Below are 21,610 nucleotides of genomic sequence, written 5' to 3' on the forward strand. Positions count from 1 at the left end.
CGTGTGAAAGTAGGTAATCGTCAGGCTCCTTACCCAAGTCCACAACCCCACCCCATAAAGGTGGGGTTGTGGCGTTTACGCGCCGGAAAAACCAGTCCCGCAAAAACCCTCAGAAAACAGGCCGCTGCCGCTCTATCGGCTCGCCGCAGCCAGGGCAGTGGAACGCGGCGCATCCTCAGGACACGCCGACGTTAAATTATTTCCCTAGCCTCATCCTCGTTTGATGAGGCGGATAATGAATAGCAAGATAACCGCGCCGATCACCGCAGTAATGATCGATGCGATCATGCCACCGCCGAGCGAGATCCCTAGTACGCGCGACAACCAACCACCAATAAACGCGCCGACGATCCCGACGATGATGTCGACGATCAATCCGAAACCGCCGCCTTTGACCAATACGCCCGCTAGCCAGCCGGCGATTGCGCCGATAATGAGCCATGCAATGAGCCCGTGTTGCATAGTGGAGACTCCGTGGTTAAGAGTAAAAAGAAAGGCGCAAAATCGTTACGCTGACCGAGCTTAAATGGCGCTCATAGGCGAGTCCATAGTTAGGATACGGAATTAACACTATTTAGAGATGTTGCGTGGAGGCTGAGCGAAACCGACAAATCATGTCGAATTGGATTTGACCGGTGCTCACGGAGAAGCAAGTCGCCGCGAACGCCGTACATATCAGCAACAAGGCAACAAGCAAATGCACTGCGCGCAGTCACTGAGTTCATGTCGTTCTCGGCATCGGGCTGCACAGGAGGACGGAACCATGACCAATCCCGCGTCGGGGGCTAGGGCCATCGCATACGCTTGTTATAGGTGACAGTACATTCATTCGCAAGCGAGAACGCGCTCCAGCGCATTCAAATCGAATCAACCTGTTAGGTTTTTGAAGGATTTGAGCGGCCGTGCGCAGAGGTGATATTCATTCGGGCGTGGGCTCGGCTTCCTTCGCGATCCAACTCACACTCGACACGCCTTTTTCCATGCTGATGCGGCTTGCCATCAGCTCGAGCTTCGATTGATCTTTGGGATGCAGCTTGAGCGTTGCTGTCACCAGGATGCGCCCGGGCGCATCGGGTACATCCTCGCTCGTGAGGCTCTGGAAAGACAGCGGCGTCGAGTACATCGAGTTCGAAAGTGCGGTGCGAATGTGAATCTCGTCCTCCTCTCGGCAGACGACGGACAAGACGTACTCGCGTATCAGGTCCGCGTTCGAAACGGGCGTTGCATTGATGGCTTTGCTGACTTCACGCAGAACCGTATTCGTTAGCAGCACGATGCCGGTGCCGGCGAGCGCGGGACCATAGTGGCCGGCGCCGCAGAGCACGCCGACGGCGGCGGAACACCACAATGTTGCGGCTGTGTTGATCCCTTGAATGGAGCCCTTGTCTCGCATGATCACACCGCCACCGAGAAATCCGACACCCGACACGACGTACGCCGCAATCTGCGTTACGCCGGCTGTTCCGTTGCCAGTCAGGACGCCGAGCGTGACGAACAAGCAAGCGCCGCTTGCGACGAGCGTTATGGTGCGCAGACCGGCCGTGCGTTGGCGCATCTGGCGTTCGATGCCGATTGCGACCCCACACGAAAACGCGGCCAGCAGTCGGAGGGCGAATTCAAGCGTCATTGGATAAGCGTTCTAATGGTTTTGTTGAATGATGGATTCGATCGCGAACTTTGGTGTCGTACGTGGCCCGACGAGCAGTCAAGAGCGTGAGCATGCCACGCTTCGGTGAACGTATTGATGTCATACGGCGAACGCGAACTCGTTAGTGAATGAGCAAGCGGATGCACCTCGGGTATCTCGACGATCGTTGTCGATGGACTGTGCAGCGCACGACAACCCATCGCGCGAGCATTAGCGCGCTACGGTTATTTCGAACAAGAATACACAGGGGTGCAGCGAATTGCGACGCGCACCGCTCGCCTGTTGGCAAGACGGCGGCAGAGAGAAAAACTGGCGCGGGACTTGCCGATCAGGCGGTGAGACCAAGGTAGGATCGACTACAGCTGCTGTCCAAGGCGGCGGACCTCAAAAATTGAGAATAGCGAAATTCTAGGCAGTTGCCGACGCGAACGTCAACTCAAAATTGCTGCACTGCGCAGAACGCGTGAGGTATGTGATGAAGCGTGTCCAAACGAAACGCGCGTAAGCACGAAATCGCGTACTCCTTCTTTCAGTCAGGCCGCGGCGCCTGCCACCAGCCTTAGCCGCGTGATCTCCGACGGAGCGCCAAGACGTTTTGGCGGTCCCCAGTAACCTGTGCCTCTGCTCGTGTACACCCATAAGTTATTGAGGCGTGCGAGTCCCGCCGTAAACGGCTGTTGTAGTCGAACGAAGAAATTCCACGGAAAGAACTGCCCGCCATGCGTGTGTCCTGACAGCTGGAGTGTGAATCCCGCGTCCGCGGCAGCAGGCGCGGTGCGTGGCTGATGCGCGAGCAGCACGCGCACCCGGACGTCGCCGGGCGCACCGGCGAGCGCCGCGACAGGGTCGCTGCGGTGCGAGGGGTCGAAGTTCCCGGCCGTGTAGTCGGTCACGCCCGCGATAAGAACCCGTGCGCCATCGTGATCGAGGACGACATGCTCGTTCAACAGCACATGCAACCCGAGGCGCTCGAATTCGGCAATCCACTGGTCGGCGCCCGAATAGTATTCGTGGTTGCCGGTCACAAGGTACGCGCCGTATCGCGCGCTCAGGCGTCCGAGCGGGCGGGTGTGGGCCGAGAGCTGCGCGACGCTGCCGTCGACGATGTCGCCTGTCACCGCGATCAAGTCCGGCTTGAGCCGATTGACTGCATCGACGATCGCGTCGACGTAGCGCTGTTTGATCGTCGGGCCGACGTGGATATCGCTGATCTGTACGATCGTGAAGCCGTCGAGTGCGGCGGGCAAGCTTTCGATCGGTACGTCGACGGTGACGACGCGCGCGCGCCGGCGAGCGTTGACAAAGCCGACTGCCGTCGACAGCAGCGCGAGAAGCGGCACCGCCGCGGCGGAGTCGATCCGCCAGCGAGCGAGCGGCACGGAGCGCGGCCAAAGCGCGTCGATGGTCAGAAGGGACGCCAATGCGACGTCGCGCAACACCGTCAGCACGAGCAGCGACGAGAAGAAGCCCATCGTAAGCAGACCGATCCAAGCGAGCCGGTCGGCAAGCGGCTGGCGCTCGAACGTGCGAGCAAGCATGCCGACGGGAATCAATCCGCACGACAACACGAGCCACAGTGCTGCGAGCCCACGGAACGCGGGGCCAACCGGCAACTCGGGAATGAGCCGCAAGCCGATATAAATGTGCAACAGAACCACGATGCCGATGGCACGGACAAAAAAGCCTGAGCGACGCATAGGGCAAGAGGGAAAGAAAAGGAAGATCGGCAAGGCGGCGCTGCGCTGTGCTGTGCTGTGCAGCTTTCCTTGAGGGCGGCCGAGTCATTTTACAGACAGAACGCTTTCGCCGTTGGCGGCCGATTTGGGGCGCCGACGGCGCGTGGTCGCTGTTTTTCCCGGTTTTCCGATTTTTACGCAATGGCGGATTCTTCCGCGCGAATGCTGATCTAAACTATTAATTTCATGGTTCGGTTCCACCGCTGCAGTTGACGGGCACGATGGAAGGAGGCGAATGATGAAGCTAATCAGGTTTGGGGACCATCCGCATCGCGAACACCACGTCGGCTACGAGGGCAGTCATGTGATGCTGCCGCTGGTGGGGCTCTCGTTGATGGCGCTTGCCGTTTATTTCGGCGTGCGCCGTCTCGACATGCTTGAGATCTCGCGCGACGTGTTGTTTTACGTCGTCATGGTCTTCGCGGCGCTAGGCATCGCAGGGCTGTTCGGCGCGGCCGGCGCCTGGCTGCGATCCGGTGGCGACGAACGGGGCGAAGGCTTTTGCTTCGTCGGCGCCTTGCTCGGGGCGCTGGTCTTTTATATTGCGTTGTTGATGTGAGCCGAGCAGCAGCGCGCTCACGTTCGCTGACGAATAGATGAAGCGGCACCCTTGCGCGTGCGTCTTGGCACGCATGCGCACGGGTGCCGCTTTTGCATCGGTCAGACGATTTTTGCGGTTTCGCCGAATGCGAAGCGAGGGCTGCGTTCGAACAGCTTCGACGGGTCGCCGTACCCCAGGTTGACGAGGAAATTCGATTTCACGGTCGTACCCGCGAAAAAAGCCTCGTCGACTTTTGCAGAATCGAAGCCGGACATCGGGCCGGCGTCGAGTCCCAGCGCACGGGCCGCCAGGATCAGGTAGCCACCTTGCAGCGTCGAATTACGAAACGCGGTGGCCGAGATCGCGGCGTCATTGCCCGCGAACCAGCTGCGCGCATCCGCGTGGGGAAAGAGCTTCGGCAAATGCTCGTAAAACGCCATGTCCATGCCGACAACGACTGTCACCGGCGCGGCCATCGTTTTCTCGACATTGCCCGCCGACAGGGCAGGGCGCAGTTTTTCCTTCTCCCCTGGCGTTTTGACGAACACGAAGCGGCCGGGGCTGCAGTTTGCGGACGTGGGGCCGAGCACGACGAGGTCGATCAATTGTTTGAGAAGCGCATCGTCGACCGGCTTGGGAAGCCAGTCGTTATGGGTGCGCGCGTTGCGAAAGAGTTGATCGAGGGCGGTATCGGGAAGCGTCATGGTGCGAGGGGGAAGCGGAAGTTGAGGCTGATGGCGTCGGCTGCAGCGGCTGCCGATGTCAATGCGATTGAAGCCATGGATCGCCGGTGAGCGGTGTCGCTTGGTGCCCAGATGATAACCGGCGAGCGGCGTTGTTTGCCGACGGGGCTCCGGACTACGGCTGAAGCAGCTTTTTCAGCAGCTCGGCGACGTGGCGACGGGCCGTGCGCTCGGCCGCGTTTTCGTCCTGAGCCTGAAGCGCGCGGAGAATGGCCTCGTGTTCGTCGCGGTTCGCCTGGAGCTCGGCAAAGCTAGTCGCGCGTTTTCCGCACATCGCGCGAGTCTGCGCATAGAGCGCCGACAGGGTTTTCTTGATTGCGGGGCTTTGTGCGGCGTCGAGCAATCCGTGATGGAACTGCAGGTTCGCCTGATCATAGGCTGCCCGATCCTGGTTCCGAATGGCAGTCGATTGGTGATCGATCGAATCCGCCAGCGCCGCCAGTTCCGCCGTGCTGATCCTGCGTGCGGCCAGCCGGGCCGCCATGCCTTCCAGCGCCTCACGGGCCTCGAACACCGCGGCCAGCCGTGCGGGCTCGAACGCGATCAAAAAAACGCCTTGGCGCGGCGTGACTTCGACGATCCCCTCGGCTTCCAGGCGTGCTACGGCGGACCAAACCGGCGATCGGCTGACGCCCAAGTCGCCGGCCAGTTCCTCCACGCTGATCTTGTCTCCTGGCGCGTAACGATTACCGTCCAGCAGCAGGTCGCGCACCGCGACGTAGGCATCGACGGCGAGCGTCGAGCGCTTGAGCTTTGGGGGCGCGGCAGTCATTGGGAAACGGCTCCTTTGGTATTCGGTCGACGGTATGCCACATGCAATCCTTTGCCTACCGGAATCAAGGTCGCGTCGAATTGCGGCAATGCATTGACGACGGCCAGATAGCCGGCGATTTCTTCCGGGTGCGACAGAGCGTTGTCGGCGATCAGCAACACGTCGTCGGTGAGTTTCGGAAGCAGGAGTTCGAGCTGAGAGGGGGCGCTGATTCGATCCGCATCGAAAAAGACGCAGTCGAACGGGCCATCGAGAGCGGCGCAACATTGCGTCGCATCGCCCTCGATGACTTGCGCGTAGTTCTGGACGCCGGATCGACGCAAGTTTTCGCGCGCTTGTGCGGCCTTGGCCGCGTCTCGTTCGATTGTGGTAATCGGATTGCCGGTGGTTTTCTCCATCGCGCAGGCAAGCCAGATCGCGCTGTAGCCGTTCGACGTACCGATCTCCAGCACGCGTCTGCGCCCGCTTGCCGTCACCAAAAGAAACAGCAACTCGGCAGTAGGGCGTTCGAGGTTCAATAGCTTCTGGCTGCGGTCAGTCGCGGTGGCATCGACGTTCGCTCCGTGCGCTTCCAAGGCACGAAGCACGGCTTCGGTTTCTGCGATCAGCACGATATCCTCCTTTTAATTCACGATTCGTGTTTCATGATACGTGATGTCGAGCAGTAGGTGAACATCATCTGGCTATCGTGACACAATGACTTTTAAAACCGGAATACGCCCATGAAAGCGATGATTGATGACATTTTCGGTGATATTCCACAGCCCGATGTCGATTGGTATCCGAATTGGCTATCAGCAGACGAGGCGATGCTCATTCTCGAGCGCGTCATCGCCGAGGTCGAGTGGAAGCAGGACACCATGTACACCCCTGCGGGGCTCACGCCGTTGCCGCGCTTGACTGCATGGCAAGGGGACGCCGGCGCGGTCTATGTGTACTCGGGCATACGCAACGCGCCGCTCGCGTGGACGCCGGCCGTTCTGGAGCTGAAGGGCGCAGCGGAAGCCGTTAGCAATGCGCGCTTCAATAGCGTGCTTTTGAATCGCTATCGAAACGGCAACGACAGCATGGGATGGCACGCCGACCACGAACCGGAACTGGGCGTGGAACCTGTGATTGCGTCGGTGAGCCTAGGTGCCGCTCGCCGGTTTGACCTGCGCCATAACAAGACCGGGGCGGTTCAATCATTTCAATTGACGGGCGGCAGCCTGCTCGTCATGCGCGGACGCACTCAAGCGGAATGGCGCCACCGCGTGCCGAAGGAGCCCAGCGTTCGTGGCGAGCGCATCAACTTGACGTTCCGCTTCGTAGCGCCGCGTGCTTAGCTGTCGCCACGTCTTCAGGCAACAAGGTCGCCAATTTTTGCGCGCTAACGCACGGCGGTAACCGGTACCCGCGAAATTCGGAGCAGGCGTGCCAGAACGCTGTGGCTAAAGAAATTGAAGAACGTATGCAACGGATCGTTGCGCGGCGCGGCCAGCAGGATTTCATCGCAGCCGGTTTGTTCGGCGCATTCCGCAATTGTCGGGACCAGCGGTCCGACCTGGATCGAGACGGAATATTTGACGCCGGCGTCCTTGAGGATGTGCTCCGCACGACTCAGGGCAGCGTGCGCGTATGAGTTTTCGAGGGAGCGGAGCTTGGAGAGGGGGTAGAACGCTTCGAGGCGAGTCGATTCGAGTGGCGGTTGGACGTTCATGAGCACGATTTCGGACGCACATCGCTCACTGTATAGAAACGCCGCGTGCCGAACGGCTTGAAGCGAACGCGACGAGCGACTAACCGGCACTAGTATTTTCAACATGATTTTTTCTCGCTCATGCCGAGGGTTGTTTTCAAAAGCGAACGGTGATGGGCATGTCGATAGGCTAGCGGATCGTTTGTAGGGCTGGCCTAAAGAAAGCAAGCGACTGTGTAAACGTGATGTAAATGTTGGGCGTTTTGCCGACTGCTTCGGCGATAAAAATTTTTAAAAAGTTTATGCGCATAACCTTAGGCAGGCCGGCAGTCAGGCGGCTAGGTCCGGACGCTAGCGCAAGACGCGGAGCCTGCCGTCGTCGAGTCGGTGTCTGGCGGGCCGGCACTCGCTCTTCTGCTTACGCACGCAGGCTATATCCATGTATATGCATGTAAAATGCCCTCGTCCGTGGCGGTCTTCTAAAGAACCAAAAGATACTCAGCCATGGGGTTTCGGTGGCACCGCATCTCGCGAGATGCGATTTCCGTCTAACGAGAGGGGCATCATGTCTGAACCGCCGTTGCGGTTGCTATGTCATTGCGGCACGCTGCGTCAAGCCGCGCGCGCCATTACGTCGCTATACGATGCTCAGTTGGTGAAGCACGGCATCCGTATCACACAATTCACGATCCTGATGGCGCTGGATCGAGACGAGCCCGTCAGCACAACGCAGCTTTCCGACGAACTGCTGCTGGATCAGACGACCTTGAGCCGTACGCTTGCGACGCTGCGGACCAAGCGACTTGTCGCGGCTGAGGCGGGCGATGATCTACGCATGCGCTTCTGGACGCTCACACAGAAGGGCGTCGCGCTGCTGCACGCTTGTGAAAACGATTGGAAGGCGGCGCAGGAGGAACTCTATCGCCGGGCCGGAAAGCGTCATGTCAAGGCGCTTGATGAGCAGATCTATGCGCTTGCGAGCAAGCTGATCGAGGACTAGCCACACACGCTTTAAATGGCTTCGACTCGCAGACTTCACTGCGCGATCGATGAGGCAAAAAAATGGCCCGCCGACATGAAAGCCGGACGGGCCTAGGAGGGTTGGCCTCGAGATAGCCAGGGCCGAATATACGCGTTGATTGGCGTGCGAGGTGGCTCCGGTAATGCCCGGTAAGCAGAATCTCTGATGGCACCGGTCATGAGCGCGAGAAGCCAGGCATCACGCACGCGCGTGCTCCGTGGGCAACATGATGCGGACCTGCAGTCCGCCGTCGTCGGCGTTCGATACGTCGCAGCGTCCGCCGTGGTCTTGCGCGAGTCGCGCGACGATCGCGAGCCCCAGGCCGCAATGCCCTTCGCCGCCGCGTGCCGAATCGAGCCGCACGAACGGCTTCATGGCCAGCTCGACTTTCTCCTCCGCGATGCCGTCGCCATGGTCGCGTACGGAAATGATCCACTCTGTATCCGTTTGCGACGTCGATATCTCGACTGGCGGCGTGCCGTGTTCGAGCGCGTTATCGACAAGGTTCGTAACGAGCCGGTCGACCAGCGTGCGCGGCAAAAGGAAGGAGGGGCCCGCTGTAAGCGAAAGATTGAATAACGACGTTTCGCCCGTGTCTTCGTCGGACACGGAGAATTGCTCGCGCAGGAATTCGTCGACGGGGATGGGCGGTCCGGAATCGGCGGTTTGTCCGGCGAACTCGAGAAACTGCTGGACGATATGGGTCAGCGAGTCGATGTCGCGGACAAAGTCCGAGCGTTCTTCCTCGGCGACCGATACGCTTGCGCGAAGTTTGAGTCTTGTGAGAGGCGCTTTCAGGTCGTGAGCGACACCGGCCAGCATGACGGCCTTGTCGGCGTCCGCTTCGTTCAAGCGCCGCATCATGTCGTTGAATGAGTGGATCAGGTCGCGCAATTCGCGCGGGCCGCGTTCATTGACCTCCTGCGGGCGGGCGCCGTCGCCGAAGGCACGGGCTGCATCGGCCACACGCGTGAGCGGGCGCTGCATTTGCCACGCGGCAAGCAGCGACAAGAGCAGCGCGGCAAAGAGCATCGAGAGCGCTTCGACTACGAAGTTCGGGCGCGGCGGGATATCGATCGGCGCGACGATCCAGGCCGACCTGCCGGGAAAGCGCACCCACAGCCGCGGCGGATGCGCATCGTCGACGGCGATTTGCGTGCCGGTAGGCAAGCGCGCACGCAGATGCTGGATCAACTCTACGAACGGTGCACTGGACGGCTCGTGCAGCTGCACGGTCGCCGGCATGTTCCAGGTGGGCACGAGATGCACGCGCAACGCAGGCGCCAGCTCGACGTTAGTCGACTCTTCACCGTTGGCGGCTTGCAGAACGAGCAGCAACCCGCGCGAGAAGCCGTCCACTTCATGGCGCGTCGGCTGCGTCGTTAGTAATGCGAACCACCCGGCCTGAACTGCAAGAAGCACTGCCGTTGAGAGCAACGCCATTCTGCCGAATAGCGTGTTCAACGGGTTCTTCATGCGTTAGACACGGCCTCAGTGAAAGCTTGCGACGGATTGGCGTCCGGCACGAACACGTAGCCTTTGCCTCGCACCGTTTGCACGTAGCACGGGTTCGACGGATCGTCTTCGATGATGCGTCGCAGGCGCCAGATCGGCACGTCCAGGCTGCGGTCGCGAAACGCGAGTTCGTCGTGGTGCACGAGATCGTGTATCAGCACGCGCGACAGCACTTTGTACGGGTGATTGACGAAGATCTTCAAGAGCGCGAATTCACTGTCGCGAAGCGGGAGCCGCGCGCCGTCACGCAGCAGTGCGCGCGTCGCGAAGTCGAGCTCGAAAGGGCCGAAGCGAAACCGGTCGCGTGCTTCCGGTGCGCTGGTCGATGCCGGGCCGCGGCGCCGCAGCACGGTATGGATGCGCGCCAGCAATTCGCGTGGATCGAAGGGCTTCGTGATGTAGTCGTCCGCGCCGAGTTCGAGACCGACGATGCGATCGGCGACCGAACCCCGCGCGGTGACGAAGATCACCGGGATATCGTCGCCGGCAGCGCGCAGATTCGCCAGCGCGCGCAAGCCATCGGTGTTCGGCATCATGATGTCGAGCACGACAACGGATGGCCGCTCGCGCTCGAGGCGCCGGCGCAAATTGCTGCCGTCATGCAGTACGGAAACATCGAGGCCGTTTTCTTTGAGGAACCGGCACAGTAGATCGCGCACGACCGGATCGTCGTCGACGATGAGGACCTGTGTATTCATGGGCCGGATTTTAGATCGGCGCGCGTGACGGATAACGAATTGTTTTCTTACTGATACTTACATAACGAACGAAGCGGTAAGAAGTGGCCGATCGCCGACAGATAATCGGCGAAAAAAAGCCCGCTATCAAGCGGGCTTAAGAGCGCACACGTGGGCGGTCCTCTGCCTCACGACTCAAGTCTAGCCACAGTCGGAAAGGTCGACTGTTAAGCATTGTCAAGGGAGCGGGCGGCCCCGGGCGCGCGCGTTGCGAGTGGCCTGACGTTCGGGGTGGGTGAACTAGCGGACGGCCGAGTCGACGAGTATCGTCGTCAGACTGGCCGTGTTCCTGAAGCTCGAGCGCTTGTGGCTTTGAGCGGTGCGAATAGCGATGTTCGTGAGCAGCGCTTTAGCGCCGGAACACGCTGTTTTCTGCAGATACGGATTGGCGATCGACAGCTTGCAGGCGCCAGAATCCGTCCATCGCAATGTGTTTTTCGACGCTGGACCATGCAGCGGTGCCATGCGCGGTCGAGACGCGCTGATGGCGATCGACATGCAGTCCGCGCAACGTGCACAAAGGCGCCTCCTCGCTCGGGGCGCACAGTGTAGTGACACCGTTTTCGTCGCGCATTTCGCCCCAGGGCGGAAGGTCGATCCCATCGTGCGATTCCCTCGACCAAACTCGCTCGTCCGTGTCGAGCCACAGCACGGCGTAATCATGATTGACGGTGGGATCGGAACCGTTAATCAGAATGGTCAGACGCATTTCGTGTCCTCCATAAAAATCCGCAGAGCGTGATTTAACAGTCTAGATCGCAGACGAATGAATTCAAGTTCACAAAACTACGGGTTCCTGGTGCGGTGCGAGGCATGGTAGGGCCGTAGGGGCGATGATAGGAGGCGCTTAACGAAGGCAGTCCCGATCATTACCGAATTTGCGGTTGCGGGATAACGCGGTGCCGAAAGATTTACCGGGGTAGGCGTGAATTTCGCGGTTGCACCCTCCCGCGTCGCCGCGGGTTTCATCGGTTCAGTAAAGCATGCTGGGCAGCCGCTCGGCTAAATCCTTGTCGTAGGCTTGTGCGTCGAAGTCGCGACTAGCGAGCCGCTTGTGCATTTGGCCTGCGCTCGGTAGTTGGGAGCGCTCGATGTGCCGCTCGGGGTTCCATAGATGGGAGCGCGCCAGCGCTTTCGAACAGTGGAAGTACGCCGTTTCGATATTGATGACGATCGCCGTGCGCGGCAACTTGCCGTCCACTGCGAACGATTCGAGCAGGTCGGCATCGTTCGATACGGTCGCGCGGCCGTTGACGCGCAGCGTCTCGCCGACGCCCGGCACGATGAAGAGTACCGACACACGTCCGTCGATGACGATATTGCGAAGAGTGTCGATGCGGTTGTTGCCGGGCCGATCCGGAATCGCGAGCGTGCGCTCGTCGATGATTCTCACGAATCCGGGAGCGTCTCCCTTCGGCGAGCAATCCGTGCCGTCGGGCCCGGCTGAGGCCAGCACGATGAAGGGCGATGCCTCGACGAACGCGCGATAGTCCTCATTCAGGTAGGAGATTTCCTTCCAGATTGCGCGCTCACTTGGCGCGCCGTAAATCGCTTCCAATTGCTCGACGCTTGTCAGCATGTTGTTCGTCCGTGAATGGGATGGATCGGCCCAATATTGTGCTTGGTATTTTGTATGCACAACACGGAATATTGTGTTTTGTATATGTCCGATTGCGCATTGCAGTTGGGCCGTCGAACCCTATTTCAGTGAACGACATACCCCCGGTCTTGCATGCAATCGCCATATGCGCGCCAGTAGGTGGTCATCGGCGGCTCCGGCGGCGGCAACGGAGGCATCTGGACGCCGCTCGCGCCCGAAGTGCCTAGTGCGCCTGAAGCACCCGCGGATCCCAGCGCGAGCGTCGTCGATGACGCCGCGCCTGACGCGGCGGCTGCGCCGGATGCGGTCGCCATCGCGGTGCCGGAGGCGGATCCACTGGCGGCGCTTGCGGTTGCCGCACCGCTCGCCGGATGCGTGCCGCTTGCGGCGATGCCTGGCGGCAGGGGCGGCGCCGATGCGCCGTGCCCAGCGTCCGCGGCGAAGTTGATCGGCGTTGTGCGCGTCGGCTTTTGCGGCTGACGGGCCATGTCGATATGAGTCTGAGAATTTGCCTGGCCGTAACAGAGCGCGTTGTCGATTGCTTGCTGCGCCGGGGTCTGGCTGCGCGCAGGATAGATCACAGGCCGCTGCGCGGACGCCATCCCGCTGATCATCAGTAGTGCGATGCAGGTGAAGGCGGAAATACGGATGCTCATCGTTTTTTTACTCCCCTAGCCGAAGCGGCAGGATTCGAGGCGAAGCGGCGACGGACGTCTCGACGCGAACGCCGGGGCGTCGGGTCATGCAGGCCCCCATACGGGCCGTTCCGATCCGCCAAGCGGTATGCAAACAGGATACCGCCGCTCCTAGGCCCGAGATCAAGAGAGTATCGGCTTCATCCGCCATCTTTGGCGTGAATCGCCAGTGGGGCCAAGCACATTGGCGTCTATTGACTAGTCGTCGCGCGTCACACGGCTTTCGTACGCGTTAGCCGTTCGCGGCCCTTGAGCATGTCGTTCCAATAAAGCCGGGGCATTAGCAAGATCTTCATCTGCCAGGCAAGGCGGTGCAGCATCGTTGAATCGAGGGGGAAGGTCGGTAGCGGTTTGCCGTGAAAGCCGCACTCGGCCGGCGCGACTTTGCTGTTCTCGATCATGAATGGACAAGCGTCGTATTTGGGATGTCTCAGGCGCCACCGCCAACGATAAGCATATCGAATTAATCGGATCGAGCCGCCGAGTTCACTGAATCAAGACGGTTGCCCCTGCGTGTTGTTCTCGAGTGTCGATGACAATGAATCGCGCGCTATAGCACGTTCAATGGCGTCTTCAGATAGCGGATGCCATTGCTTTCAGGTTCGGGTAGAACGCCTGCTCGGATATTGAGCTGAATCGAAGGGATGATCAGCGTGGGTTTGCCGAGCATCGCGTCGCGCGCCGTTCGCATGGCGACGAAGTCGGCTTCGGCGACGGAGTCGCGCACGTGGATATTCATCGCGCGCTGCTCGGCGACCGTGGTTCGCCATCGGACATCGCGCCCCGCGGGCGGGTAGTCGTGACACATATAGAGGTCGGTATCGTCCGGCATTGCCAAGAGCGAGCGTATCGACGCGAATAGCGCGCGGGCGTCGCCACCGGGAAAGTCGCAGCGGGCGGTGCCGACGTCCGGCATGAAGAGCGTATCGCCGACGAACACTGCGCCGTCGAACATGAACGCCACGTCTGCGGGCGTGTGTCCGGGCACGTGAAGCACGATGGCCTCGAGCTCGCCGATGTGCAGCGTTTCGCCGGCCGCGAACAGACGATCGAACTGCGAGCCATCAGGACGGAATGCCGGCTCGAAATTGAAGACCGGCCCGAAGATCTTTTGTACCGAGCGGATGTGTTCGCCGATCCCGATCGAACCGCCAAGCTTCTCGCGCAGATACGGTGCTGCAGACAGATGGTCCGCGTGCGCATGTGTTTCGAGCAGCCACTCTGTGTGCAACTGCTGTTCGCGCACGTACTCGACAATGCGATCGGCCGAAACGGTCGATGTGTGGCCGGAATGCGGCTCGTAGTCGAGCACGGAATCGATGATTGCGCAACGCGTGCCGGGGCCCGAGTGGACGACATAGCTGATGGTCGCCGTCGCGGAGTCGTGGAATGCCTGAATCTGAGGTTTCATGGCGAGCCTTTTTGATTTTGCGTTGCGCGGCGTGTGGTGGGCGCTGCGAAAGTCTATGGTATGCGGACCGCCTCAGCGGCGGAAGTCAATATGACGACGCGGCGCACCATGATGCGAAACCGCTGCCGGCGGCCGCGCATTGGCCTCGCGCGGCGGGCGACTGTAGCCGATGTTGTCGGCTGAATAGAAAGGAAGGGCGGTTCGGCGCGCCGCCGGCCATATTGCCGGCCCACGACCCACGGTGCCCCAAGACGCATCAGCGCGCCCAATGGCCTTCGATGTACACCCATCCCGGTCCGGACTTGACCCTGCGGCCGGGCACCCAGCGCCATCCTTGCCGGCCGCTGATCCAACGGCCGGACACCCAGACGTAGGTGCCGTCGTGCCAGCGCCAATGCTCATTGGTCCAGATGTAGCCGCGAGCGTGAGGGGGCGGAGGGGGCGTTCGTGTCGAGGTGGCGGCGGGGGGCCGGCCCGGACCACCCGGACCCGGCCGAGGTGGCGGCCCTCCCAAAACAGGCCGTGCCGGAGACATGCCCGGAGGCTGTCCACCAGGTCAGGCGGAGGGCGGATAGAGGCCGCCGTTCGATCATGGATGCGGTGGCGGCGCAGGCTGCGCGAGCGCGGCCGGAGGCATTCGCGATCGATGAAAAATACAGTGCGACCTCTCATGTCTGTCGAATTCGGCATCCAAAGTCACCCATTGCGTCGATAAATTCAAACGCAATTCGAGGCGGACAGCCAGCTAGTCTTGTTAAAAATACACGCAATTTCTCGAGATTTGGCGATGCTTTAGATGGCATAAATGCTGTTTTTGAGATGATCTTATTAATATATCGTTGTTAATTTACAACCAGAAGGCTGATTGTAATAATTTGATATAAGCGCGGCATGTCCCGAAAAGGGTTCGTGTGACTAATAAAAACTTATGTAAAAACAATGAGTTGGGCTTTCAGTTCGTTTTTATTATTTCTGTAGATGAAAAAATGTATTGCATGATGTGCGTATGCTTCCTGTAAGGGTGGAACGTAGACTCGGTCCTCGTAAGGCGGTTGAGAAAAGGCTGAACGATCACTGTAAGCGGTCGTTTCGAGTGATGCCTCCGTCTTTCTCTTTCTATACCAAGGTCGAAAGGCCAGTCCTTATTAAGGGAGCTTGTCTCACATGAAAAAAACCCTAATCGTGGCGGCAGTTTCTGCTTCGTTTGCAGTCGCAGCTCACGCACAAAGCAGCGTCACACTGTATGGCGTGCTGGATGCAGGTATTACGTATCAGAGCAATGTCGCTCCGGCGGCGGGCGCGACTGATGGCAAGGCGCTGTGGCGCATGGGTAGCGGCATCGACCAAAGCCGCTGGGGCCTGCGCGGTTCGGAAGATCTGGGCGGCGGTTTGAAGGCGGTCTTCAACCTCGAAAGCGGGTTCAACCTTGGCAACGGTACTCAGGCTAACAACGGCGGCATGTTCAACCGTCAAGCGTTCGTTGGTTTGTCGAGCGGCTACGGCACGGTGACGTTGGGTCGTCAGTATGACGCCGTGCAAGACTATCTGGCGCCGTTCACGGCAACGGGTACTTGGGGCGGCACTTATTTTGCCCACCACGGCAATTTCGACAATCTGAGCACGAATGGTGGTTTCGCTTCGAACAACACCATCAAGTTCGCGAGTGCCAACTACGCGGGCCTCCAGTTTGGCGGCACCTACAGCTTCTCGAACGACACGAACTTTACCAACAACCGCTCCTATAGCGGCGGCGTGTCGTATCAATACCAAGGCTTCCGCATCGGCGGCGCATACGCTCAGCAGAATAACCCGAACGTTACAAAGTCCGGCGCCACGTATCTGGGCGGGGACCTTTCCGGTGGCTCGCGCCAACGTGAGTATGGTGCAGGCGCTGGCTACGAGTTCGGCCCGGCGTCAGTCGGCGTGGCATGGTCGCAAGTTCGTGTCGACAACATTTCGGCTCTTAGTGGCTTGACCCTTCGCCAGAACAATTACGAAGTCAATGGCAAGTACAACTTGACTCCGGCGTTGGGTCTGGGCCTCGCATACACGTTTACGCAGGAAAAGGGTGGCGTGGGCGGTGTTGATTTGAGCTCGCGTTTCCACCAGATCGGCGCACAGGCTGACTACTCGCTGTCGAAGCGCACGGACGTGTACGCTCAGGTCGTGTACCAGCACGCAATGGGTGACGCGCCGTTCGCATCGATCTACAACGGCGATTCGTCGACGCTGTCGTCGACCTCGCCGAACCAAACCGCAGCAACGATCGGCCTGCGTCACCGCTTCTAAAGCGAAGTCGCTGGTTGTGTTAGCAGCATGAAAAAAGGGTGCCGGACGCGGCACCCTTTTTTCGTTCTGAGCGCGATTTCTTCGGCGCGCAATCTCTCTTCTTCCCGATCTCGGCGCCGCGGCTAGAGATTCGCCGCGGCATGTGTGCCTCAAAGTGTGAAGTCATCCGCCGCTTCCGGCTGGAACACGATCTGATCGACTTTCAGCGTCTTTACCTGCCCGTTCGGCGGAGTGAAGCGGATCGTGTCGCCGCGCTTGGATCCGAGCAACGCCAGGCCCACCGGAGAAAACACGTTCAACTGCCCATTTTCGAAGTTGGCCTCAGGCGGATAAACGACCGTCCATGTCATCGGCTCACCGGTGTCGCTGTCGACGAGGGTCACTTTCGAGTTCATGGTGACGACATTAGCCGAGATTTCGCGCGAATCGACGATGCTGGCGCGTTCCATCAGTTCATCCAGCATGTCGAGATAGCCAGCCTGCGCGCTTGCTTGTGCAGCGTGCTTTTCAAGGCGCGTGACATCGAGTTCAGTAAGGTAGCAAGTCTTTTTTCTCATGATCGGATAGGGCGCAACGACGACGAACAGGCGCGGGCAGTAGCCGACCGCGCAAGCGCTGCCGAATGCGAAAGCAAAAGTAAAGGGGAATGTAAAGAATGGTATCACGCAAGGGGCGGTATCCGCGACCGTCTACACCTTGAGCATGGTGTGACCCTACTGAGAACCATGCCAAATTCCGCGCCTCGGGCTCGCTTCGCATAACCGGGTATCGTTGTGAGTGTGTTCAACCGGTTATCGAGGAAACGACGTGAGCGAAACGACTTTGCCCAGTGACGCACCTATCGCCGACGCCGACCCGGTCGCCGCTCAATCCACCCCGTTGCGCACCGACGTGCTCATTATCGGTGCCGGCCCGGTGGGGCTTTTTGCCGCATTCGAAGCGGGTGTGATCGGATTGTCGTGTCACATCGTCGATGCGTTAAAGGAAGTCGGCGGGCAATGCATCGAGCTGTATCCGGAGAAGCCGATCTTCGATATTCCGGCAGTGCCCGTCTGCACGGCGCGCGAGCTGGTCGAGCGTTTGATGGAGCAGTGTCGTCCTTTCGGGTTTCCGATTCATCTTGGGCAACAGGTGCGAAGCGTCACGCAACGCGCCGACGACAAACGCTGGACCGTCGCGACCGACCAAGGGCTCGAATTCGATGCCGCAGCGATCTTGTTGTCCGCCGGCAATGGCGCCTTCGTGCCGCAACGCATTGCGCTCGACGAGGCGCCGGCGCTCGAAGGGCGTCACGTGCACTACGCGGTGCGCAAGGTCGCCGCGTTTGCCGGTCAGAACGTGATTGTTGCGGGCGGCGGCGACTCCGCGCTCGACTGGGCGCTCGCGCTGCGCAAAGTCGCGCGGCATGTGACGCTCGTGCACCGGCGCGACGCGTTTCGAGCGGCTGAGGCGACGGTGCAGGAGGTCAAGCGCGCGGCGGTCGAGGGCGAACTCGACATCGTGATCGGCACCCTCGCCGCGCTCAATGCGCCGGGCGGCGCGCTCGAATCGGTCGACATCAAGCAGATCGGAGGAGCGGTCACACTGCCGGCCGATCATTTGATTGCGTTGTATGGCTTGGTCGCGGATCTGGGTCCGATAGCGGACTGGGGGCTCGACATTCGCGCGGGACGCGTGACTGTCGACACCAGCAACTACGAATCGTCCCGCCCAGGTATTTTTGCAGTCGGCGATATCGCGGGCTATCCGAACAAACAAAAGCTGATTTTGTCGGGGTTCCACGAGGCGTCGCTCGCGCTGCGCAAAGCCTATGGCTATGCCTATCCGGACAAGAAGCGCGTTCACGTCCATTCGAGCTATGACGCGAAACTGTCGGCGCGCATTCTCGGCACCGAGACGCCGTCGGCGGATTTGCCCGAGCGCTGATCTGCCGCTAGCGCGATATCGTCGTAGTCTTCCTTTCCAGCCGTCTTCGAGAGGTTTCGCAACGTGACCGCAGCATCATTCAATCAGCGCGTCGGTGCGGCGCTCGTGCCGCTCGCTAACGCAGAAAAAGCGATCGCGATGCGGGCTTATATGCGCGACCAGTTCGACTACCTGGGCGTACCGACGCCGCAACGGCGTGCGGCCGTGCTGCCGATTCTCCGCGAACTCAAGGGCGTCGACGCGGCCCGGCTCATCGAGCTGGCCGAGGGCTTATGGACGTTGCCGCAGCGCGAATATCAATACGTGGCCGTCGACCTGCTCGCGCGTCATTGGAAAGCGTTGACGCTCGAGCAGCTTCCGGCGCTGCTTTCGCTCGCGCAGCGAAAGTCGTGGTGGGATTCGGTGGATGGTCTTGCGGGCGTTGTCGGCGATGTGATCAGGGCCAGCAGAAAGCATGCCCCGACCTGCCAGATCCATATGGATCGTGCGTTGGGGCACGAGAACCTGTGGGTCCGCCGCATCGCGATGTTGCATCAACTGGGCTGGCGCAACGAGACCGACGTCCCGCGCCTCTTTCGTCACGCGCTCGCACTCGCGCCGGAGACGGACTTCTTCATTCGCAAAGCGATCGGCTGGGCATTGCGAGACTACGCATGGCACGACCCGCAAGCGATCCGGCAGTTTCTCGACGACAGGCGCGATGTGCTGTCGCCGCTTAGTGTGAGAGAGGCCGGAAAAAATCTACCGCGCTTGGGATGACTCGTATCGGGCCTATACCCGTTTTTCGCGACGGATTGAGCGGACGAATCGACGCGTGCGCCGATGCCGAACCCGCTGCGGAAGCTATCCTTAAAGACGAGTCCCACAGATTCGCGTCGTCGAGTAACGCGTGGGTTCGCCTGCGATTGTCGAGCGCGGTTCCGTGGTGCCTCACGGACAGTTGATTCGAGTCAAGGTGCAAAGGCGGTGCAGCTTTCAAACTGAACGTTCTGCGCGGCCGCGACGGTTGCGCGGTCCCTTCTTCAACGAAAGCAGGCACAAGCCCGGGAGAGTGTCATGTACGAACGAATCATGGTGGCGGTCGACGGCAGCCAAGCGGCGCGGCTAGCGCTCGACGAGGCGATGAAACTCGCGCAAGCGATGCGCGCGGAGGTGCTCGCTGTGTGCGTCGTGGCGCATTCGCCTCAACTTGTCGATATCGGAGGCGGTTTTGTCGAAGATAACCGGGCGAGCTCGGCGGTGACCGAGGCCGCAACGAAGGCGCTCGACGAAGCGCGCGAATTGTTGGCGAATCAGCGTGTGGCCGGCAACGTGCGGGCAATCGATTCGTACGGCGAAAGCATCGCGCAGGTGCTGACGCGTGCCGCCGAGGAGTTCGAAGCGAACCTCATCGTGATGGGAACCCATGGGCGCACCGGAATGAGGCGTCTATTGCTCGGCAGCGTTGCGGAATCGCTGTTGCGCGAGACGGCCGTGCCGCTTCTGCTGATCAAGGAGGCGCCGCGGGCAGAGCCGGAAGCCGACCACTGAGGCGAGCGGGGCATTGCGCCCGCGTAAGTGCGGGCGCAATGAACCAGGCCAAGCAGCCATGCGCAACGCGGGGTGCTTTGGAGCAAAAGGAGTGCGTATCCAAAGGTTGGACAATAGCGAGAGAAGTATAATTTTCGCTTTGCCCGGGCCACTCTCCGACTGTCCCGAGCTGTCTATCTTCAAACCGTAGGGCGCATTTTGACTATTCCAACAACGCAGCAAAACGGAGACGGCCTCAAACGCGGCCTGAAAAACCGCCATATCCAATTGATCGCGCTCGGCGGCGCGATCGGCACGGGGCTGTTCCTCGGCTCGGCGAGCGTTCTGCAGGCGGCAGGCCCGTCGATGATTCTGGGTTACGCGATCGGCGGCCTGATCGCGTTCATGATCATGCGCCAGTTGGGCGAGATGGTTGCGCAGGAGCCCGTCGCCGGTTCGTTCAGCCACTTTGCGTACAAATACTGGGGCGACTTCGCCGGCTTCCTGTCCGGCTGGAATTATTGGGTGCTGTACGTGCTCGTGAGCATGGCCGAATTGACGGCGGTCGGCACTTACGTGCACTTCTGGTGGCCGGCTGTGCCGGCGTGGTTGTCCGCGCTCGTCTGCTTCGTCGCCATCAACGCGATCAATTTGGCGAACGTCAAGGCGTACGGAGAAACGGAATTCTGGTTTTCGATCATCAAGGTGATCGCGATCATCGGCATGATCCTGTTCGGCGGCTATCTGCTGATCTCGGGGCATGGCGGTCCGCAGGCGTCGATCACCAACTTGTGGAGCATCGGCGGTTTCTTTCCGCATGGCTTTCATGGCCTCTTCATGATGCTCGCTGTGATCATGTTCTCGTTCGGTGGGTTGGAGTTGATCGGCATCACCGCGGCCGAAGCGGACAACCCGCGCAAGAGCATCCCGAAAGCTGTGAATCAGGTGATCTATCGGATTCTCATCTTCTACATCTGCTCGCTCGTTGTCTTGTTGTCGCTGTATCCGTGGAATCAAGTGGCGCAGGGCGGCAGCCCGTTCGTGATGATCTTTTCGGAGATCGGCGCGGGGTTGACGGCCAACGTGCTCAATGTGGTCGTGCTGACCGCCGCGCTCTCCGTCTATAACAGCGGCGTGTATGCGAACAGCCGCATGCTCTACGGTCTGGCGGAGCAGGGCAACGCGCCGCGCGCGTTGATGAAGGTCGACCGCCGAGGCGTGCCCTATTTGGCGATCGGTCTTTCGGCGCTCGCCACCTTTGCGTGCGTGATCATCAATTACCTGATTCCCGCGGAAGCCCTCGGTGTGTTGATGGCGCTGGTCGTCGCCGCGCTGGTGCTGAACTGGTCGTTGATCAGCCTCACGCATATGAAGTCGCGCAAAGCGATGCTCGCCGCCGGTGAGACGCTGGCGTTCAAGTCGCCTTGGTTTCCCGTCACGAACTGGATCTGCCTCGCGTATATGGCGATGGTGCTCGTCATTCTCGCGATGACGCCCGGGCTCTCCGTGTCGGTCTGGCTGGTGCCGGTCTGGCTCGTCGTGATGTGGGTCGGCTATTTGATGAAGCGCCGTTCGTCAGAGAGCATGGCGCGCGTGGCAGGTCAGTAAGTACGCTTGTCGGCGGCGCGACGCTCTGCGTGAGCGTGTCCGCCGTGCACGCGGGCGCGGCATGGCGGAGACGGGCGAGGGCTTGGTTTTGGGCAAGGGGCGGGAAATATAAGCGCGGTTTAGCTGTCAGGCGAATAAAATTATTTTATCTGTTTTGCGGATATTTGACGTTTATTTGTTT

Annotated in this window: 24 protein-coding genes; 8 read left to right on the forward strand and 16 right to left on the reverse strand. The window is 60.2% G+C overall.

What is annotated here, in order from left to right; genetic code table 11:
• Nucleotides 1-210 precede the first annotated feature (210 nt).
• The 3 genes from AAHK20_RS14865 to AAHK20_RS14875 all read right to left on the reverse strand — a co-directional run bounded on the left by AAHK20_RS14865 (nucleotide 211) and on the right by AAHK20_RS14875 (nucleotide 3,345).
• Nucleotides 211-462, reverse strand: coding sequence for a GlsB/YeaQ/YmgE family stress response membrane protein (locus AAHK20_RS14865; RefSeq protein WP_207001755.1), 252 nt, complete (start codon nucleotides 460-462; stop codon nucleotides 211-213).
• 457 nt (nucleotides 463-919) lie between these two features.
• On the reverse strand, nucleotides 920-1,627 hold the full coding sequence (locus AAHK20_RS14870; RefSeq protein ID WP_449182238.1) for an MgtC/SapB family protein: 708 nt from the start codon (nucleotides 1,625-1,627) through the stop codon (nucleotides 920-922).
• Nucleotides 1,628-2,181: 554 nt separating this feature from the next.
• Nucleotides 2,182-3,345 (reverse strand): metallophosphoesterase, encoded by a 1,164-nt coding sequence (locus AAHK20_RS14875; RefSeq protein WP_449182239.1) that lies wholly within the window; start codon nucleotides 3,343-3,345, stop codon nucleotides 2,182-2,184.
• A 277-nt stretch (nucleotides 3,346-3,622) separates the two neighbouring features.
• Between AAHK20_RS14875 and AAHK20_RS14880 the strand changes: the two genes are divergently transcribed.
• Nucleotides 3,623-3,943, forward strand: coding sequence for a hypothetical protein (locus AAHK20_RS14880; protein WP_449182240.1), 321 nt, complete (start codon nucleotides 3,623-3,625; stop codon nucleotides 3,941-3,943).
• A 101-nt stretch (nucleotides 3,944-4,044) separates the two neighbouring features.
• Here the strand turns inward: AAHK20_RS14880 and AAHK20_RS14885 are convergent, their stop codons facing one another.
• From AAHK20_RS14885 to AAHK20_RS14895, 3 genes are all read right to left on the reverse strand, one after another.
• On the reverse strand, nucleotides 4,045-4,629 hold the full coding sequence (locus AAHK20_RS14885) for a malonic semialdehyde reductase (protein WP_449182241.1): 585 nt from the start codon (nucleotides 4,627-4,629) through the stop codon (nucleotides 4,045-4,047).
• A gap of 154 nt (nucleotides 4,630-4,783) precedes the next feature.
• Nucleotides 4,784-5,440: a GntR family transcriptional regulator gene (locus AAHK20_RS14890; RefSeq protein WP_449182242.1), complete on the reverse strand. Its 657-nt coding sequence runs from the start codon at nucleotides 5,438-5,440 to the stop codon at nucleotides 4,784-4,786.
• Nucleotides 5,437-6,051 carry an O-methyltransferase gene (locus AAHK20_RS14895; protein WP_449182243.1) on the reverse strand — a complete coding sequence of 205 codons (615 nt, stop codon included), beginning with the start codon at nucleotides 6,049-6,051 and terminating at the stop codon, nucleotides 5,437-5,439. Before AAHK20_RS14895 ends, AAHK20_RS14890 begins: the two co-directional genes overlap by 4 nt.
• A 120-nt stretch (nucleotides 6,052-6,171) precedes the next feature.
• Between AAHK20_RS14895 and AAHK20_RS14900 the strand changes: the two genes are divergently transcribed.
• On the forward strand, nucleotides 6,172-6,765 hold the full coding sequence (locus tag AAHK20_RS14900; protein ID WP_449182478.1) for an alpha-ketoglutarate-dependent dioxygenase AlkB family protein: 594 nt from the start codon (nucleotides 6,172-6,174) through the stop codon (nucleotides 6,763-6,765).
• A 44-nt stretch (nucleotides 6,766-6,809) separates the two neighbouring features.
• On the opposite strand, the gene AAHK20_RS14905 is transcribed toward AAHK20_RS14900, so the two are convergent.
• Nucleotides 6,810-7,244: a universal stress protein gene (locus AAHK20_RS14905; protein WP_449182479.1), complete on the reverse strand. Its 435-nt coding sequence runs from the start codon at nucleotides 7,242-7,244 to the stop codon at nucleotides 6,810-6,812.
• A gap of 454 nt (nucleotides 7,245-7,698) precedes the next feature.
• Here AAHK20_RS14905 and AAHK20_RS14910 point away from each other — a divergent pair, with 454 nt between their 5' ends.
• Entirely contained in the window at nucleotides 7,699-8,118 is a 420-nt protein-coding gene (locus AAHK20_RS14910) for a MarR family winged helix-turn-helix transcriptional regulator (protein WP_449182480.1), read from the forward strand.
• A gap of 219 nt (nucleotides 8,119-8,337) precedes the next feature.
• Here the strand turns inward: AAHK20_RS14910 and AAHK20_RS14915 are convergent, their stop codons facing one another.
• From AAHK20_RS14915 to AAHK20_RS14950, 8 genes are all read right to left on the reverse strand, one after another.
• On the reverse strand, nucleotides 8,338-9,615 hold the full coding sequence (locus AAHK20_RS14915) for an ATP-binding protein (protein WP_449182244.1): 1,278 nt from the start codon (nucleotides 9,613-9,615) through the stop codon (nucleotides 8,338-8,340).
• A complete protein-coding gene (locus tag AAHK20_RS14920) occupies nucleotides 9,612-10,352 on the reverse strand; it encodes a response regulator (RefSeq protein ID WP_449182245.1) in 741 nt (246 codons plus the stop codon). Before AAHK20_RS14920 ends, AAHK20_RS14915 begins: the two co-directional genes overlap by 4 nt.
• Before the next feature lie 388 nt (nucleotides 10,353-10,740).
• Entirely contained in the window at nucleotides 10,741-11,100 is a 360-nt protein-coding gene (locus AAHK20_RS14925) for a DUF3564 domain-containing protein (RefSeq protein WP_449182246.1), read from the reverse strand.
• 264 nt (nucleotides 11,101-11,364) lie between these two features.
• Nucleotides 11,365-11,970 (reverse strand): pyridoxamine 5'-phosphate oxidase family protein, encoded by a 606-nt coding sequence (locus AAHK20_RS14930; RefSeq protein ID WP_449182247.1) that lies wholly within the window; start codon nucleotides 11,968-11,970, stop codon nucleotides 11,365-11,367.
• A gap of 125 nt (nucleotides 11,971-12,095) precedes the next feature.
• Complete coding sequence (locus AAHK20_RS14935) at nucleotides 12,096-12,647, reverse strand: hypothetical protein (protein WP_449182248.1); 552 nt, start codon at nucleotides 12,645-12,647, stop codon at nucleotides 12,096-12,098.
• 251 nt (nucleotides 12,648-12,898) lie between these two features.
• A complete protein-coding gene (locus AAHK20_RS14940; protein WP_449182249.1) occupies nucleotides 12,899-13,087 on the reverse strand; it encodes a hypothetical protein in 189 nt (62 codons plus the stop codon).
• Nucleotides 13,088-13,236: 149 nt separating this feature from the next.
• Nucleotides 13,237-14,097: an MBL fold metallo-hydrolase gene (locus tag AAHK20_RS14945; RefSeq protein WP_449182250.1), complete on the reverse strand. Its 861-nt coding sequence runs from the start codon at nucleotides 14,095-14,097 to the stop codon at nucleotides 13,237-13,239.
• A gap of 256 nt (nucleotides 14,098-14,353) precedes the next feature.
• Complete coding sequence (locus tag AAHK20_RS14950; RefSeq protein ID WP_449182251.1) at nucleotides 14,354-14,632, reverse strand: hypothetical protein; 279 nt, start codon at nucleotides 14,630-14,632, stop codon at nucleotides 14,354-14,356.
• 629 nt (nucleotides 14,633-15,261) lie between these two features.
• Here AAHK20_RS14950 and AAHK20_RS14955 point away from each other — a divergent pair.
• Nucleotides 15,262-16,386, forward strand: a complete 1,125-nt coding sequence (locus tag AAHK20_RS14955; protein WP_449182252.1) for a porin — start codon at nucleotides 15,262-15,264, stop codon at nucleotides 16,384-16,386.
• A 149-nt stretch (nucleotides 16,387-16,535) separates the two neighbouring features.
• Here the strand turns inward: AAHK20_RS14955 and AAHK20_RS14960 are convergent, their stop codons facing one another.
• Nucleotides 16,536-16,943: a GreA/GreB family elongation factor gene (locus AAHK20_RS14960; protein WP_449182253.1), complete on the reverse strand. Its 408-nt coding sequence runs from the start codon at nucleotides 16,941-16,943 to the stop codon at nucleotides 16,536-16,538.
• A gap of 250 nt (nucleotides 16,944-17,193) precedes the next feature.
• Here AAHK20_RS14960 and AAHK20_RS14965 point away from each other — a divergent pair, with 250 nt between their 5' ends.
• The 4 genes from AAHK20_RS14965 to AAHK20_RS14980 all read left to right on the forward strand — a co-directional run bounded on the left by AAHK20_RS14965 (nucleotide 17,194) and on the right by AAHK20_RS14980 (nucleotide 21,429).
• Nucleotides 17,194-18,312: an NAD(P)/FAD-dependent oxidoreductase gene (locus tag AAHK20_RS14965; RefSeq protein WP_449182254.1), complete on the forward strand. Its 1,119-nt coding sequence runs from the start codon at nucleotides 17,194-17,196 to the stop codon at nucleotides 18,310-18,312.
• Between the two features lie 63 nt (nucleotides 18,313-18,375).
• Nucleotides 18,376-19,071, forward strand: a complete 696-nt coding sequence (locus AAHK20_RS14970; RefSeq protein WP_449182255.1) for a DNA alkylation repair protein — start codon at nucleotides 18,376-18,378, stop codon at nucleotides 19,069-19,071.
• 297 nt (nucleotides 19,072-19,368) lie between these two features.
• On the forward strand, nucleotides 19,369-19,842 hold the full coding sequence (locus AAHK20_RS14975) for a universal stress protein (protein WP_449182256.1): 474 nt from the start codon (nucleotides 19,369-19,371) through the stop codon (nucleotides 19,840-19,842).
• A gap of 204 nt (nucleotides 19,843-20,046) precedes the next feature.
• Nucleotides 20,047-21,429, forward strand: coding sequence for an amino acid permease (locus AAHK20_RS14980; RefSeq protein ID WP_449182481.1), 1,383 nt, complete (start codon nucleotides 20,047-20,049; stop codon nucleotides 21,427-21,429).
• Nucleotides 21,430-21,610: the final 181 nt, after the last annotated feature.

The organism is Trinickia camelliae (genome assembly GCF_053525655.1).

Coding starts and splice junctions, on each gene's coding strand:
- AAHK20_RS14925 (WP_449182246.1), bottom strand. CDS start 11,100: ATGCGTCTGACCATTCTGATTAACGGTTCCGATCCCACCGTCAATCAT.
- AAHK20_RS14880 (WP_449182240.1), top strand. CDS start 3,623: ATGAAGCTAATCAGGTTTGGGGACCATCCGCATCGCGAACACCACGTC.
- AAHK20_RS14920 (WP_449182245.1), bottom strand. CDS start 10,352: ATGAATACACAGGTCCTCATCGTCGACGACGATCCGGTCGTGCGCGAT.
- AAHK20_RS14885 (WP_449182241.1), bottom strand. CDS start 4,629: ATGACGCTTCCCGATACCGCCCTCGATCAACTCTTTCGCAACGCGCGC.
- AAHK20_RS14960 (WP_449182253.1), bottom strand. CDS start 16,943: ATGAGAAAAAAGACTTGCTACCTTACTGAACTCGATGTCACGCGCCTT.
- AAHK20_RS14890 (WP_449182242.1), bottom strand. CDS start 5,440: ATGACTGCCGCGCCCCCAAAGCTCAAGCGCTCGACGCTCGCCGTCGAT.
- AAHK20_RS14975 (WP_449182256.1), top strand. CDS start 19,369: ATGTACGAACGAATCATGGTGGCGGTCGACGGCAGCCAAGCGGCGCGG.
- AAHK20_RS14875 (WP_449182239.1), bottom strand. CDS start 3,345: ATGCGTCGCTCAGGCTTTTTTGTCCGTGCCATCGGCATCGTGGTTCTG.
- AAHK20_RS14865 (WP_207001755.1), bottom strand. CDS start 462: ATGCAACACGGGCTCATTGCATGGCTCATTATCGGCGCAATCGCCGGC.
- AAHK20_RS14915 (WP_449182244.1), bottom strand. CDS start 9,615: ATGAAGAACCCGTTGAACACGCTATTCGGCAGAATGGCGTTGCTCTCA.
- AAHK20_RS14950 (WP_449182251.1), bottom strand. CDS start 14,632: ATGTCTCCGGCACGGCCTGTTTTGGGAGGGCCGCCACCTCGGCCGGGT.
- AAHK20_RS14905 (WP_449182479.1), bottom strand. CDS start 7,244: ATGTTGAAAATACTAGTGCCGGTTAGTCGCTCGTCGCGTTCGCTTCAA.
- AAHK20_RS14955 (WP_449182252.1), top strand. CDS start 15,262: ATGAAAAAAACCCTAATCGTGGCGGCAGTTTCTGCTTCGTTTGCAGTC.
- AAHK20_RS14930 (WP_449182247.1), bottom strand. CDS start 11,970: ATGCTGACAAGCGTCGAGCAATTGGAAGCGATTTACGGCGCGCCAAGT.
- AAHK20_RS14935 (WP_449182248.1), bottom strand. CDS start 12,647: ATGAGCATCCGTATTTCCGCCTTCACCTGCATCGCACTACTGATGATC.
- AAHK20_RS14900 (WP_449182478.1), top strand. CDS start 6,172: ATGATTGATGACATTTTCGGTGATATTCCACAGCCCGATGTCGATTGG.
- AAHK20_RS14945 (WP_449182250.1), bottom strand. CDS start 14,097: ATGAAACCTCAGATTCAGGCATTCCACGACTCCGCGACGGCGACCATC.
- AAHK20_RS14870 (WP_449182238.1), bottom strand. CDS start 1,627: ATGACGCTTGAATTCGCCCTCCGACTGCTGGCCGCGTTTTCGTGTGGG.
- AAHK20_RS14940 (WP_449182249.1), bottom strand. CDS start 13,087: ATGATCGAGAACAGCAAAGTCGCGCCGGCCGAGTGCGGCTTTCACGGC.